Here is a 14,624-nt window from a genome sequence, read left to right on the forward strand (position 1 = left end):
AAGAGTAACAAAGTGTTTCAGAAGGGTTGCAATATTGACTTTTATCAAAACCGCTTGGTTCTGTTATGCGGACTCAACGTTTCTCCATACCCAACATGAAGGTATCCACCGCGCGTTCGACCATGGCGTGAATTTCTTCGATACTCAGCGGCATGGGCGCCTGCTGGTAAAGACGAATGTCGGTTTCGGCAGTCAATAGCGAGGTCAACTGCAATGCGGCGATGTGCGGATCGGTTTCACGCAACTGGCCTTTTCGCATCGCCAGAGCCATCAGTGAGCTGACTGTTTGCAAACACTGGCTGGGACCGGACTCGTAAAACATCATGCCGATGTCCGAGTGCCCTGACTGGGCCACTACCATGCGATAGACAGCCAGTGCCTTGTCGTCATTGATGAGCACCATGAGCATGCGTTCCCCGAAACGGGTAAACAGTGTTCTCAAATTGATCGGTTTGTCATCCTGGATCGCCAACTCTGAAACCGCGTCGGCCAGATGAGCGGTTGCGAGCCTGTTAACCACGGCGATGAACAGTTCTTCCTTGGAGGGGAAGTAACTGTAGATCGTCGCCTTGGAGCCACCCATTCGTTTGGTGACTTCATTCATCGAGGCACGCTCGTAGCCCATTTCGAGGAAGACACTTGCTGCGGCATCAATGATGGCTTCGCGGCGAGCTTCAGTACGGACCTTCATTCATATCCTCAATTCTCCAGTGGGCAGATTGTGTGCAAAATTCTCTAGACTGGAACTGAACCGTTCGGTACGATTTCAGCAGACTCCGTGGAGCTTACTGGAAAAGCAGGCGCAGATAAATGCCGATGGACTGCACCCGGCCATTCGTTGCCCGAATCCATTCAAAGATGGAGTGAACAGTTCTATGACCATTATCGACTTCAACAAATCCGTCAAACGTGCTTTTCGTAGTAATACGGCAGCCGCTCCTCAGCTGGAAAAAATGCTGACCGTGATTCTGAAGACCGACGCTCCTGTGCTCATGGGGATTTGCAGTGACGGGCTGCGTAGCAACAGCAATGTAGTGGGCGGGGAATTTTACGGCGAAAACTTCAGCGGCTCGGTACTCTCCGGCGGCAGCAATACGCTGGTTGAGTTGTCATCCGAGCTTGCCTTTCTGGAAACCCGTTTCACGCTGGTCACCCAGTTGGGTGAAATGATCAACGTTGAAAGCAGGGGCGCTCTACTCGTTGACGAAGCGGGCCAGCACGACCTGCAGAACGGAGTATGGCCAATCAGCGAAGGCCATTATCAGTGCACCTGTACACCGCGCTTTCAGGTCTCTCTGGGCCCTAACGAGTGGCTGGAGAAGAGCGCATTCATCGGCAGGTTCGAATACCTGTATGGCAATGAAGCGCTGATCAGCTTTTACCGAATGAAGTTCTGATCAGTCCCTGCGAATGTCCGCGTAGCACGCCTGGGCAGGCCTGCTACGCGGCAGCCTTTTAAAACGTGACGCTGGCACTCAGGCGCGCGGTGCGCGGTTCACCCACGTTGACCTGCAACTGGCTGCCGGTGCTGGACGGGTAGTACTGCTTGTCGAACAGGTTATCCACATTCAACTGCAGGCGTGTTTTATAACCGGCCATGGGCACGTCCCAGCGCAGAAACGCATCCGCCACTGTGTAGCTGCTCATATAGAAGGTGTTGGCATCGTCGCCAGCACGTTCGCCCACATAGCGTGCGCCGCCACCTGCATGCCAGTCGCCCAGGCCGGACGGGACTTGCAGATGGTGGGTGAGGTACAGGCTGGCCGTATGCTTGGGGGCCTGGCTAAGACGATTGCCCTTGTTGCTTGGATCATCCAGCACTTCGGTGTGGGTGTAAGCGTAAGTGCCGATCATGTCCCAGCGCTCGGCAATTCGACCGGTCACGTCCAGCTCGATGCCTTGTGAACCTACCTTGCCAGCGGCTTCGCTGACACCCGTCACGCCAGTAGGGGTGACGACGTTTTTCTTCTCGATATCGAACACCGCAAGGTTGAAGTCGAGTTCCGGTGCCAGTGCATATTTGGCCCCGACTTCGTAACTGCGACCTTCTTCCGGGTCGAAGGTGGTGCCGTCATCGTTAACGTCATCATTGGGGACGAAGGAGCGGCTGTAGTTGCCGTACAGCGACAGGTCTTCATTGACCTTGAATACCAGGCCCGCCATCGGCAGGAATATATCGTCATTTTTGTCCAGGTTAGTGTTGCGGCTGGCGCCGAGGCCTTGGGCGATGTACTGGTCATAATGCTGATAGCGGCCGCCGAGGACCAGAATCCAGCGGTCATCGAGGTGCCAGTTATCCTTGAGGTAAATGGACGATGAAGTCAGTTGATTGCTCAGGTTGCTGTTCGCTGCGCTGATCACGCTGGGCTCTGCCAGGCTGCCATAGCTGGGCGAAAAGATGTTGAAGCCGTTCTGGGCGGTGTTGCGATAGGTCTTGCCGCGGTACTTGTCGGAGTCTTCCTGTTCGGCACCGATCAGCAGATCATGTTGCTGGCCAAACAGCTCCTGCTTGCCGATGAAGTCCCAGCTGGCATAACGCGTTTCATAATCGTAGTGGCCGCCATTGGCCTGACGCCGCAGCACGCCGCTGCTGGACAGCGTACTCGGCTGGGCAATCGAGAGGCTGTAGCGGTCGTTGTTCCAGCCGTAGGTCAGACGGGTTTTCCAGTCATCGCTGAGCTGGTACTCGAAGCGCGCGGTTGCGGTTTCGCTGATGCCGACTGTATTGGACCATTTTTCATCCAGTCGCTTGTCGTAGCTGATATTGGCAGGATGGCCGCCCGTGAACACCGTGCCACGATCGAACGGGCTCACGTAATCGTTGTATTCGTAAGCCAGCGTCAGGCTGGCGCGCTCCCCCGTCCAGGACAGCGACGGCGCGACCAGCGTGTGCTGGTCAACGCCGTAGTTACGCCAGTAGTCCTCGCTCTGACGCTCGGCCACCAAGCGGTAGGCCAGCCCCGAGTCGCCCAGCGGGCCGGTGGTGTCGATGCCGAAGCTGCCGCCGCCTTCGCTGTACGCCGAGCCACTGAGCGTGGTGCTTTGCACGTATTGCGGCTGTTTGCTGATCACGTTGATCACGCCACCCGGCTCCATGGCTCCGTACAGCAGCGAGGCCGGGCCTTTGAGCACTTCAACGCGTTCGGTGGTAGCGCCGAAATTTTTCGACACCACCGAGCGCACGCCGTCACGCAGCACCGAGCCATCATCGTTGGTGCCAAAGCCACGCTTGACCAGCGAGTCCTTGGTGTTGCCAAGCGTGTTGCCCTGGCTGACGCCACTGACAAACTTCATGGCATCGTCCAGCGAGCGCACGTTGTAGTCGGCGATGGTCTGCGGTGTCACCACGTTGACCGACTGCGCTTCTTCCTTCAGCGGTACATCGCTCTTGCTCGCGGTGCTGGCGCTTTTGGCGCTGTAGCCTTCCTGTGTTTCGGTCGCGGTTGCCGACACCTGCGTGGCAGGCAGCGTTGCGGTTTCGGCTGCATGCACTGCGCCGCCGGAGAACATCGCCAGAGAAAGCGCGGACAGCAGAAAAGTGCCGGGACGGCGAGGGCATTGGAAGGAAGTGCTCAAGGGAGATGCTCTGCTAGGACGTTAATAGCAATAATTGTAATTTGATATTAATTCTCATGTAAATAAATGATTGAGGCGCCTGCCGGCTTCTTTCCCCCTGCAAACAGGGGGCGCACGGCTCAGGGCAGATTAGATACATTGGCATCAATCCGCTTACCCATGCTGATAATGGGCTCAGGCGTATAGCCCAGGGCTTGATAGAAGGCCTGCACGCTTTCATTAAAGGTATGGATCTGCAGGTTGATCTTCACACAGCCAAGCTCCGCGAGCGCTTTTTCAGCGTGCCTGACCAGCCGGGTGCCCAGGCCTTTGCCACGCTGTTGGGGATCAACGGCAACCGAATACAGCCAGCCGCGATGACCGTCATAGCCGGCAAGGAGGGTCCCGACCACCTCGTCATCCGCTAGAGCGACGAAAAACAAATGATCGTCGACAGCCTTTTTCTTGTCGATCGACAGGTCTGGGCGATTGTGCGGCTTTTCGTCATTGAAGACGGTCTTCCACAGTTGGATGACCGCGAGACGGTGATGCGGGTCTGAATACTCGACAATACAGTTCATTGCGGGGTCCTTTAGCCATGAATCCGAAGACTAAGGCCACGCGCCCTGCATTGTCTAACCGGCGGTCTTTGAGCCCTTGCCCTGTTTTGTCACCTGAGGCAGCGATGCGGGTGTATCGAGCAGGGCGCGAATGGCCCGGCTGTAAGCGGGCTGCCCGAGCTGCATGCTGTTGTTATGCGTACCGCCAGGCACCAATAGCAGTTTCTTCGGTTCCTGCGCGGCCTCAAACAACTGTTCGCTGAAGCGGGCCGGGACATAGCGATCCTCGGTGCCATGCACGATCAGCACCGGCATATGGATGTCTGCAATCTTGTCCAGTGAGTCGAACTTCTGCGACAGCAGCCAGCGCACCGGCAGCGAGGTATTGGCCAGCGCGGTAGCCACATCGGCCAGGTTGGTGAACGTGGATTCTATGATCAGCCCGCGGGCCTGAATCGGCACATTGCCCTTTTCAGCGTCTTCGCCCAGCTCGGCAGCCAGATCCACTGCCACCGCACCGCCCAGAGAATGTCCATAAATCAGCCTGCGCTGCGGATCGGGTTGCAATTGCTTCAGGCGTTCCCAGGCGATGCGTGCGTCTTCATACACGGACTTCTCCGACGGCAGCTGGCCCATGCTTTGCCCGAAACCCCGGTAGTCGATCGCCAGTATCGAGTAACCCTGCGCCTTGAGTTGCTGGATACGGAACAGCTGGCCGGTGAGGTTCCATCGTGATCCATGCAGGTACAGCACCGCCGGGGCGTTCTTGTCCGCAGCGGGCCACCACCATGCGTGGATATTCTGTGAGTTACCGAATGCCGGTGTACTGAGTTCGATTTCCTGTACATCTGCCGGCAGACCGCTGTACCAGCTGGCGGTACCGGGCTCGATGCGAAATACCAGTTCGCGCTCCTTGTGTTCAAGCACTGCGCAGCCAACGGGCAGGCCAAGGATGACGGCTATCATGCTAATCCATCTGAGCGGACGGGCTTTGAAGCGAGCCAGAGGCGAAATCGACATAAGAAGGAGAGTCCGGTCAACAAAGTGAAATAAATGCAGAATCTGCATCCGGGATGCAAGACCAGCCGACGAACGCCGGGTTACAGGATATTGCGTACCTGCGCCGGAAGGATTGATAGACCGAGGCGAGTAAAACCGGTGGCTTCAATACCTTGCGCGATGTGGCCCGAAGGCAGCCTGGACAACGACGCTCATTAGCACGTTTTGTTATTGAGGTAGCCCTTATCGATAGCTGCGGATTATGCTGTGTCGGCGAGGGCGCTGTGTTTTTGTCATCTACCGCCGCCGGATTCGCCGATCTGCCTGCTGTATTCCCGCGCTTTCTTCAATTTCTTCAAGAGGTTACCGCCTATGTTCACCTACCGTCCCCTGGAAGAAAAAGACGTCCCCCTCATCTGCGAGATGCCGCAGAATGCCGATGAGCTGTTCTATATGTTCCCCAGGGCCACGTACCCGTTGACCGCCTCGCAACTCATCGAAGCGCTTGAGACGCGTCATGATTCGACCGTCATCGAGATGGATGGCGAAGTAGTAGGGTTTGCCAACTTTTCTCTCTGCACGTTTCGCGGCCGCTGTTCGCTGGGCAACGTCATCATCGCACCGAAAGCCCGCTCCAGAGGAGTAGGGCGCTTCATGATCACCACCATGATGGGGATTGCGTTCGACAAGCACGAGGCGAGTGAAATGATCGCGTCCTGCTACAACCACAACGTCCCGGGCTTGCTGTTCTATCCGCGAATGGGGTTTCGTCCTTTCCACATCGAAGAAAAGCGCGACAAGCGTGGCGAGCGTGTTGCGCTGATTCACCTGCGGCTGTCCGGCACCGACGCAAAAGAGAACATGCAAGACACACAAGAGTAAGTTTTCGAGCGGGGCACGCAGGACTCTTTTAAAGGAGCGGGCGTGCCTTGCGAGCGCAGTAACCATTTCATGTTCAACCGTTCGTCGGTCTTTATTCCTTCCGTTCACGTGCCTTTTATACGCTGCGGTTCACGCCGAGTCCCATTCTGTTGAAGAACATGAGGGTGAATCGTTTTTTCTGTGGGAGCACTCAATAAGAAACCGCGTTAAAAGGATGATCGATATTCAGGTATGGAAGTTGCCTGAAGTGCAGCGCGCAGTGTATAACGGGTTTAAGCATCAAGTGAGTGGCGACGGATAATTGGCGGGCTGGCGCGGGCCGTTTTTAAAAAGTCATCAACAATAAAAATTATCAAAAATTTGTCACTGTCGGGACATGCTTACACACATAAGGAGATAAAGAGATGATCGCGAGTGGACTGTCCGAGTTAGAACTCAGAAGCATCGTTGAACGTGCGTTCCTGCCGTTACGCTGCACCTGTACGATTGCCAATGATCAGATGAACGTGCAGATAAGCGACCCGGTATCGGGGCGTACCCAGCGCCAGATGAATCTGCCGCTCAGCCGTATCAATACGGTTCGGGACATCTCGGCACTGGTGGCCGAGTTGCGCGAAGAACCGGTAATGCCCCGGGTGGCGAAAGCGTATTACAGCGCTGCCTGATACTGCTGCACCCCGCTGATGCCCCGGCATCACGTTACCTGGCCCTGATCATCGCTGATCGGGGCCTTGTCGTTTCTAAGGGCCGCTTTATCGACCGCATTCGGCGCAGGCAGAGAGGCTAGGCGGGTATTCATGAACGCGAACCTCTGGTGGCGCACAACCGCTTTATGCTCGTCAAATTAACAGCGTCGAAAGAATGCTATTTTTAGCGCGGACTATAAAAAATAAGTTGAACGCATTGAATGCGTTAATGTCAGCGAAAACTGCTTTTTTGAAGGGGCATTCAACGATTAAACGATACAAGGTCATTCAAATCATCAGGTTATAAAGCGTTCCAGGCCATTGTCGCCGCTTGCAGCCCATTTGACACCCCCGATTTTCTTTGCAACTATTCAGTTGCCCGACTTATTTTGTAACGCATTGTCACTCTTTTCAGGCTGATAAAAGCGTTGTCTTAAAAAGGGCGGTAGCATGACGCCTTCTTCCTGTCAGGTCTGAACATTGGGCCTGTGTCTGTTGTACCTAGTGTAATTTTTTGTGAAGAACACCTTCTCTAACCATGTCGTCTCATGGGCGCCGTGAATGAGCGCGTGTGTAGTGTGCTGCATGTGTTTCGCCTCGAATCGTGCAGGGACGCTGGTTCGCCTTATCAATCAGGTATTCGACATCCAGAACATCTGGACTGCACCCACGTATGAAAATGACGATGGAGCATCATTATGTTTGATAACTGTATGGAAACAGCCTGCGGTTGCGTGGTGGGAGGTGCCGGGCTCGCGGGCATGGGCTTTTTGTTCTACGCCCTGAAGAGCGGCGCGATGCCCGGGCTCGCTGCCAAAGGACTGATTGTCATCGATGCAAGCGACCAGCCGGGGGCGGGTGCGCTGGGAGATTACCGGATTACTGCCAACTCGGTAGGCGATGTATTCATCGACTGCCTTCGTGATCCGGCATTGCGCGAGGTGTTCGAACCCCTCGAGTACTCGGCAGCCTATTGGCGCATCAAGGCGCAGGCACAGAGCGCGCCACAGCTGTCGGATGTGGGCCTGCTCATGGCCGAGGCAGCCAGGCTGGTGCTGGACCACATCGTGCAACGTTATGGCGTAGAAGTATGGTCCGGCACGCGCCTTGATGAGGTGATTTGCGAGGGCGACGAGTTCTGTCTGCACGTTGACAGCGTGTACGGCAAAAGAAGCGTGCGCTGCCAGACGCTGGTGCTCAACCTGGGCGGGCGCCAGGATCCACAACACCTGATCGATGATCTTGCCCGGCAAGGTCTGACGCTGCCGGACACCTGCACTATCCAGAGCGCTGACCGCTTGTTGCGCATGAACGCGGTGCAGTTACGCGAAGTATTTGCCCCGGCGCTGGCCGATAACGGGCGTATCACCATCGTCGGGGGATCTCACAGCGCTTTCTCGACGCTTGAGAATCTGGCGGATGCACTGGAGTTTGCTGGCTTGCAAGAACTGTCACTGGTTCACCGGAGCAGTATCAGGCTGTATTACGAAAGTGCTGAACTGGCGCACGCAGCCGGCTACGCATTCGACGCGCAGCTTGATGTCTGTCCGGTTTCAGGTCGGATCAACCGTTCCGGAGGTTTGCGTTACCGTGCCCTGGAGATCGGGCGCGAAGCGCTGCAAAGCGGCCGCGTAGGCAAAACCGGCGTGCACGTGCAGATGGTGCAGACACTGGGCGGACGCCCCGATGAACACGAGCAGGCACGACGTGTCCTGGCTGATTCGACTGTGATCGTGCAGTGCTCTGGTTATCAGCCCGTGTTGCCCAGACTGAAGGATGCCGATGGCAACCTTGTCAGCTTGCGCGAGGCCAAGGGGGGACTCGACTCGGACGCTGGCGGCTGCCCGTTCGACCAGCACGGTCGTCGAATCAAGGGCCTGCATCTTTTCGGTCTGGGCGCCGGACTGGGCGTAGACCCGCAATTGGGCAGCGAACCCGCCTTCGACGGCCGGATATACGGCGTCTGGCAGTTTCATCATGATGCCAGCCGAGTGGTACTGGAGGCGGTCACGCGCAGGCTCGCTCATCAACCTGTAGCTGCCGAGACGTTCATTTCGGAGGGGTTCATGCAGGCGGCTTTAGGCCTTCAGGCCGGTTAGGCCGGTGCAGCAGAGAAGCGCAGAATGGCGGCCATAAAAAACGGCGTCCCAGGGACGCCGTACGGCCGGTCTGCCAATAAACGGCAGATCAGCATTGAATAAGGGGGTGGTGCGGGAATTATTGTGGGTCCTGGTTGGGAGCCAGTTCTGCCTGGATACGTTTGTAGATTTCTTCACGATGCACTGAAACATTTTTAGGTGCATTGATGCCCAGGCGGACTTGAAGCCCTTGAACGCCAAGAATCGTGACGGTGATCTCGTCACCGATGTTTATGCTTTCGCCTACTTTGCGAGTGAGTATCAACATAATCTTTTCCTTGATGGCCTCTTGAAAACGCCTCTCTCAAGAGGCTGGCGTTTGCCTTTGCGTGGTGATTGTTGCCGAGTGCATCCAAATGCATCCGTCTTATGACGTCGCACAGGTGAATTAAATTCCCTCGGTTCATTTTCTTGTCATCGAGATTTGCATCCCGGATACGACGAGTGCGCCAATTCTGCCCGTTTCGACGTGAAAATGCCCGTATTTACTGGCGTCATATAAAAAGTAACGTCAGCCGCTGCACCGTTCAGGGTCGTCATCGTCTCGGTCGACGGTGCTGCTCAAGCCATTTCGATATGAGTACAAGCGTAGGCACGACTTCACCAGATTGCCCGGGCTTTCTGAAAATTCAAATGAAAGTGGCGAACGAGTGTGTAGGAAGGGGCTGCAGATCACCGTAGTGTCCACGCTGATGCGGTGTATTGCGGGGGGGCTGGGAAGGGTGATGCACAGGCGTGAGGCGGGGCCAGGCGTTCGCGGGCTGCAGCTCCCGCGAAGGCCTGGTCCGGGGTTTACACCGCCATCGACAACAGCATGATGAAAATCAGGCCGACGACCGAGAGGATGGTTTCCATCACTGTCCAGGTCTTGAAGGTCTCGGCAACGGTCATGTTGAAGTACTGCTTCACCAGCCAGAACCCGGCGTCATTGACGTGCGACAGGATCAACGAACCGGCACCGGTTGCCAGCACCAGCAGTTCGCGATTGACGCCTGGAATCAGGCCGACCACCGGCGCTACGATGCCGGCACCGGTAATGGTTGCCACCGTCGCCGAACCGGTTGCGATGCGGATGACCGCCGCTACCAGCCAGGCCAGCATGATAGGGTTGATCTGCGCCTGCACAGCCATGTGCCCGATCACGTCACCGACGCCACTGGCCACCAGCATCTGCTTGAAGCCACCGCCTGCGCCCACGATCAGCACGATTGCCGCCACCGGAGCGAGACTCTGGTCCAGCAGCTTCATGATCTTGCTGCGGTCAAACCCGCGCGCGGCACCAAAGGTGTAGAACGCCAGCAATAGCGCGGCAAGCAGGGCGGTGATCGGGTGACCGATCAGATCCATCCAGATGCGGAACATGTTGTTTTCCGGCAATACCACGTCGGCCAAGGTCTTGAGCAGCATCAGGAAGACTGGCAGCAGGATGGTCACCAGCGTGATGCCGAAGCCTGGCAGGTTGTCAGTGCTCGACTCCTTGGCAATCTGGTCCATCAGTTCCTTGGACGGCGTACCGGGGATACTTTTGGAAATCCAGTTACCGAAGATCGGGCCAGCGATGATGGCGGTTGGCAGAGCAACGATCAGTCCGTAGAAAATGGTCTTGCCGATGTCTGCACCGAAGATGCCGATGGCCAGCAACGGACCCGGATGCGGTGGAACCAGACCGTGCACGGCTGACAGGCCTGCCAGCAGCGGAATGCCGATCTTGACGATGGGCACGCCGGTACGTCGCGCGACAATGAACACCAGCGGTATCAGCAGGACAAAACCGATCTCGAAGAACAACGGGATGCCCACCAGGAAGGCAGAGAACATCATTGCCCAGTGCACTTTCTGCTTGCCGAAGGTGCGTATCAGCGTTTGCGCAATCTGGTCTGCGCCGCCCGAGTCGGCCATCAGCTTGCCGAGCATCGTGCCCAGGCCAAGGATGATACCGACGAAGCCCAGTACGCCACCGAAGCCGTCCTGGAAGGATTTCATGACTTTTTCGACCGGCATTCCCGAGGTCAGGCCAAGAAAGCCTGCCGCCAGGGTCAACGCGACGAAAGGGTGCACCTTGAAGGTGGTGATCAGCAGCACCAGGCCGACGATGGTCACCAAGGCATCGACGAGCAGGAACGTCTCATGGGTCATACCGAACATGGGTGTCTCTCCGGTTTATTGTTTTAAGGAACTGTTAACAGCGCCGACTTCAATCGTGTGTGCGCAAGACAGCGCTGTCTTTTGCACTCACACCTTTATCAGGCGTGAGAGCCTTTCCACCATGCTGCGGCTTGTTTGCCGATGACATCGATAGGCTGGGACGCGTCCACGATCAATGTCAGCGGTTCGCCATAGGGCGGTTCGAGGGTCGCGAACTGGCTGTCCACCAGGCTGGCGGGCATGAAGTGCCCAGGCCGGTGCGAGCAGCGTTCGCTGGCGAGTTCCTTGCTGAGTTCCAGAAAAACGAAACCCAGGCCAGGCACCGCATCACGCAGGCGCTGGCGATAAATGAGCTTGAGCGAGGAGCAGGTCAGCACCGGGTGTTCACCGTTGGCGAGGGCGGCAGCCATCTCTTCGCCCAGGCGGGTCAGCCAGCCGGCACGGTCTTCGTCGTTGAGGGGGGTTCCGGCGCTCATCTTTTCGATGTTGGCCGGTGGATGGAACGCGTCGCCTTCGATCAGACGGCCGCCGCTGTTCAGGGCAATCTCGGCACCCACGGCGCTTTTGCCGCAGCCAGACACACCCATCACCACAAGGGCGGAAATAGCAGTATTCGCAGTTGTCACAGTAGGCACCTCATCTGGAGACAGCGCTGTCTTCTTTCGGGTGGACATGAGTCCCAGCCCGGACTGTTCCAGTTATTTGTCGTTGTTTTGGGCTCATCAATAAGCATGGGAGGCTGTTCTCCGCGGGACCCGAACCGGGCAACCCCTGTGAAACCAGCGATAAAGCATTGTCACGTTCCATGAGACAGCGCTACCTTATGGGGCATTCGACACATTTGGCAACCCTTATGTTAGTTGGCAACGCATGATACGCATTGGTTCCCGCTCTACCGGTCGCCCCACGCTCAATGAAGTGGCGAAGCTGGCTGGTGTCTCTCCGATCACCGCCTCGCGTGCGTTACGCGGTATCAGCACCGTGGCGCCTGAACTTGTGGAAAAGGTCCGTGCTGCGGCGCAGGGCCTGGGTTATGTAGCCAACCCGGCCGCCAGGGCACTGGCTTCTTCCTGCAGTCAGACCGTCGTGGTGCTGGTGCCGTCACTGTCCAACCAGTTGTTCATCGAGACGCTGGAAGCCATTCAGGACGTGTTGCGCGTGCGGGGCCTGGACGTGGTCATCGGCAACTACCATTACTCACCTGACGAGGAAGAGAAGCTGCTGCGCAACCATCTGGTCAATCGCCCGCGCGGTATTCTGCTGACCGGTTTCGACCACACGGCAGCGTCTCGCCAGATGCTTGAAACCAGTGGCATACCCTGCGTGCACATGATGGAACTCGACACCCGCCTGGGCGCCTATTGCGTCGGGTTCTCGCAACAACAGGCCGGTGCTGAAGCCGCGCGCCATCTGCTCGGGCGTGGCCGCCGTCGGCTGGCGTACATGGCCGCCCAACTCGACCCTCGTGTACTGCAACGTGGCGCCGGGTTCCGTCGGGTGCTGGAAGACGCCGGGCTGTTCGACCCCGCGTTGCAGGTCTCGACACGCCAGGCCTCGTCGATCGGTCTGGGCGGGGAGTTGTTTGCGCGCCTGCTTGACCAGCATCCGGATGTCGACGGGGTATTTTTCTGTAACGACGACCTGGCACAAGGCGCCGCGCTGGAGGCCTTGCGCCTGGGCGTCACGATTCCCGAACGAGTCTCTCTGGTGGGCTTCAACGACCTGCCGGGGTCCGCTCACATGGTGCCGCGCCTGACCTCGATACGCACGCCCAGAGAAGAAGTCGGGCAGCGCGCTGCTCAGGTATTGCTGGGCCTGCTTGACGGGGTCACCCAGCAGCCTCTGGTGGATCTCGGCTTTGAACTGGTGGTGCGGGAAAGCTCTTGAGGATTTTCCCCGGCCAATTCTCGCGAGCCTTCTCCGGGTCATTGCGCTGACCAATGGTAATGGCGCTCTGCGGGCTCGATGCCTTCGGGCTGGAGTGCCCGACCGCGCTGTCCTGCACTGCCAGCGATACCCTCATTCGAACGGTTCCGGCACATTTTGACTGTCATTTCTGACAGTACCCATCCCCCCGTGTTGAGTATTCAATGACCCTATGTTTTTGGCTCGGAGCGGCATAAGTGTCTTGGCCGCATCGTTGGATGACGGGGATATATCTTCTTATCTATTCCCCGTTCTGGCGGTCTTACAAGACCTATTGAAGGATCAGAGAAATGCAAAAAAAAGCATCTCAGAACGTTAGAGCCTTGACGCATATCGCTGACCCCGTCGGTTCGGGTGTGCCCTTGGACATCGCGTGGCTGACCGGCATTATCCCCCTGGGCTTTGTACCCGCACAGATCGCTATCAGCCCTGATGAAACCACGTTGTATGTCGCCCATGAAAGTGGCCGGGAAGTCAGTGTGGTCGACATCGCCAGTGCCAGCGTAACGGGCGCCATCAAGCGGGCAGGGGCCGGCGCGATTACCCTGAGCCCCGATGGTAAAAGGCTTTACACCATTGGCCAGAAAAGGTGCTACGTGGTCGATACGCGCCTGCGCGAAGTGATCAGGATACTCCCGGCAGCCAACGTCAACAGGATCCTGTGCAGTGCCGATGGCCGTTTTATCTGCCTGTCCTTTCAAAATGCGCTAGGCGGTTTGATTCGCCTGATCGAGACCGAGAATTACACGGTCGAAAACGAGTTCGATCTGGGCGCCCTGACCAACGCATCGCTGGCCCTCGGGATCAGTCCGTTGAACGACAGGTTTTACGCGACCATGCTGGTTGATCGCACCGCGCCTACCGATGTTCTTGCGATCAGCAAGGTCGATTACCTGCAGCATGACATTACCGGGTTTTCCGACCCACGTTCGATGGCCTTCAGTTCCGATGGCGCCTGGCTGTATGTCGGCGGCATCGACGAGGTCTACATCGTCGATGCCGCGACCAATAAAACCTTCTATCGGGAAAAAATCGGCACGCAGGGTTACCCGGTGAAAGTCATCGGCGTGACACCGGATGACCGCTATGTCTACGCAATCTACACCTGTAATTACGACGTTTACCGGATCGATACGGTGAAGGGCATCGCCACCTGCATTGCCTACTTTCCGTCGGTAGGCGGCGCGGTACTCAACAAGACCGGCACGTATATCTATTCCAGCCATCCGGACATGAGCTGGATTTCGATCTACCGGCTATGAAGACTCCTGCAGTGGCCTGGCTTGCGTGTGACCAGCCGGGCCGCCCGTCAGTCGGCGTCAAGTGCTGCGACACCGGCCTTGGCGACCTGAGCATCCTGTTCGGCTTTCACGCCTGAAACCCCCAGCGCACCGATTACCTGGCCGTCGACGATGACCGGCACACCGCCTTCCAGGGAAGTCAGCAGTGGAGCACTCAGGAATGCAGTGCGCCCGCCATTGACCATCTCTTCGTAACCCTTGGACTCACGTTTGCCGAGTGCCGAGGTGCGGGCTTTTTCGATCGCGATGTAGCTGCTGATCGGTGCGGCGTCGTCCAGTCTCTCGAATGCCAGCAGATGGCCGCCGTCATCAACGACGGCGATGGACACGGCCCAGCCATTGGCCCGTGCTTCATCGCGTGCGGCGCCGAGCATCAGGCTGATTTCGGTCTGGGTCAGGACGGCTTTGATCTTCATGGGGTTCTCCGGAGCA

At 57.3% G+C, this 14,624-nt stretch carries 14 protein-coding genes; 6 read left to right on the plus strand and 8 right to left on the minus strand.

The features are described from left to right. Window positions 1–73: 73 nt before the first annotated feature. Window positions 74–691 carry a TetR/AcrR family transcriptional regulator gene (locus LCH65_RS06310; RefSeq protein WP_003370390.1) on the minus strand — a complete coding sequence of 206 codons (618 nt, stop codon included), beginning with the start codon at window positions 689–691 and terminating at the stop codon, window positions 74–76. A gap of 184 nt (window positions 692–875) precedes the next feature. Between LCH65_RS06310 and LCH65_RS06315 the strand changes: the two genes are divergently transcribed. Next, window positions 876–1,397, plus strand: a complete 522-nt coding sequence (locus LCH65_RS06315; RefSeq protein WP_003370392.1) for a DUF3237 domain-containing protein — start codon at window positions 876–878, stop codon at window positions 1,395–1,397. Window positions 1,398–1,455: 58 nt separating this feature from the next. Here LCH65_RS06315 and LCH65_RS06320 read toward each other — a convergent pair whose 3' ends face one another. From LCH65_RS06320 to LCH65_RS06330, 3 genes are all read right to left on the minus strand, one after another. After that, window positions 1,456–3,576 (minus strand): TonB-dependent siderophore receptor, encoded by a 2,121-nt coding sequence (locus tag LCH65_RS06320; protein ID WP_080336513.1) that lies wholly within the window; start codon window positions 3,574–3,576, stop codon window positions 1,456–1,458. Between the two features lie 119 nt (window positions 3,577–3,695). Further along, the gene (locus LCH65_RS06325) at window positions 3,696–4,136 is read right to left on the minus strand and encodes a GNAT family acetyltransferase (RefSeq protein WP_226439236.1); all 441 of its coding nucleotides are present in this window, start codon (window positions 4,134–4,136) and stop codon (window positions 3,696–3,698) included. A 54-nt stretch (window positions 4,137–4,190) separates the two neighbouring features. Next, window positions 4,191–5,135 (minus strand): alpha/beta hydrolase, encoded by a 945-nt coding sequence (locus LCH65_RS06330; RefSeq protein ID WP_054081604.1) that lies wholly within the window; start codon window positions 5,133–5,135, stop codon window positions 4,191–4,193. A gap of 351 nt (window positions 5,136–5,486) precedes the next feature. On the opposite strand from LCH65_RS06330, the gene LCH65_RS06335 reads away from it, so the two are divergent. The 3 genes from LCH65_RS06335 to LCH65_RS06345 all read left to right on the plus strand — a co-directional run bounded on the left by LCH65_RS06335 (window position 5,487) and on the right by LCH65_RS06345 (window position 8,781). Further along, the gene (locus LCH65_RS06335; RefSeq protein WP_003370401.1) at window positions 5,487–5,996 is read left to right on the plus strand and encodes a GNAT family N-acetyltransferase; all 510 of its coding nucleotides are present in this window, start codon (window positions 5,487–5,489) and stop codon (window positions 5,994–5,996) included. 404 nt (window positions 5,997–6,400) lie between these two features. Beyond that, the gene (locus LCH65_RS06340) at window positions 6,401–6,661 is read left to right on the plus strand and encodes a DUF1652 domain-containing protein (RefSeq protein WP_003370403.1); all 261 of its coding nucleotides are present in this window, start codon (window positions 6,401–6,403) and stop codon (window positions 6,659–6,661) included. Between the two features lie 719 nt (window positions 6,662–7,380). Further along, the gene (locus tag LCH65_RS06345; RefSeq protein ID WP_099266243.1) at window positions 7,381–8,781 is read left to right on the plus strand and encodes a pyridine nucleotide-disulfide oxidoreductase; all 1,401 of its coding nucleotides are present in this window, start codon (window positions 7,381–7,383) and stop codon (window positions 8,779–8,781) included. Between the two features lie 118 nt (window positions 8,782–8,899). Here the strand turns inward: LCH65_RS06345 and csrA are convergent, their stop codons facing one another. From csrA to LCH65_RS06360, 3 genes are all read right to left on the minus strand, one after another. Beyond that, window positions 8,900–9,088 carry a carbon storage regulator CsrA gene (gene csrA, locus LCH65_RS06350; RefSeq protein ID WP_002554157.1) on the minus strand — a complete coding sequence of 63 codons (189 nt, stop codon included), beginning with the start codon at window positions 9,086–9,088 and terminating at the stop codon, window positions 8,900–8,902. Window positions 9,089–9,612: 524 nt separating this feature from the next. Continuing rightward, complete coding sequence (locus tag LCH65_RS06355) at window positions 9,613–10,965, minus strand: GntP family permease (RefSeq protein ID WP_003436276.1); 1,353 nt, start codon at window positions 10,963–10,965, stop codon at window positions 9,613–9,615. 98 nt (window positions 10,966–11,063) lie between these two features. Continuing rightward, window positions 11,064–11,552 carry a gluconokinase gene (locus LCH65_RS06360; RefSeq protein WP_003344097.1) on the minus strand — a complete coding sequence of 163 codons (489 nt, stop codon included), beginning with the start codon at window positions 11,550–11,552 and terminating at the stop codon, window positions 11,064–11,066. Window positions 11,553–11,835: 283 nt separating this feature from the next. Here LCH65_RS06360 and LCH65_RS06365 point away from each other — a divergent pair, with 283 nt between their 5' ends. Together LCH65_RS06365 and LCH65_RS06370 are read left to right on the plus strand one after the other, a co-directional pair. Then, the gene (locus LCH65_RS06365; RefSeq protein WP_054081606.1) at window positions 11,836–12,852 is read left to right on the plus strand and encodes a LacI family DNA-binding transcriptional regulator; all 1,017 of its coding nucleotides are present in this window, start codon (window positions 11,836–11,838) and stop codon (window positions 12,850–12,852) included. 329 nt (window positions 12,853–13,181) lie between these two features. Continuing rightward, the gene (locus LCH65_RS06370; RefSeq protein ID WP_003370412.1) at window positions 13,182–14,153 is read left to right on the plus strand and encodes a YncE family protein; all 972 of its coding nucleotides are present in this window, start codon (window positions 13,182–13,184) and stop codon (window positions 14,151–14,153) included. 47 nt (window positions 14,154–14,200) lie between these two features. On the opposite strand, the gene LCH65_RS06375 is transcribed toward LCH65_RS06370, so the two are convergent. Continuing rightward, the gene (locus tag LCH65_RS06375; RefSeq protein WP_096107026.1) at window positions 14,201–14,608 is read right to left on the minus strand and encodes a heme-binding protein; all 408 of its coding nucleotides are present in this window, start codon (window positions 14,606–14,608) and stop codon (window positions 14,201–14,203) included. Window positions 14,609–14,624 lie beyond the last annotated feature (16 nt).

Source organism: Pseudomonas sp. MWU16-30316 (genome assembly GCF_020515645.1).
In the GTDB taxonomy this organism is placed as follows: Bacteria; Pseudomonadota; Gammaproteobacteria; order Pseudomonadales; family Pseudomonadaceae; genus Aquipseudomonas; species Aquipseudomonas cerasi.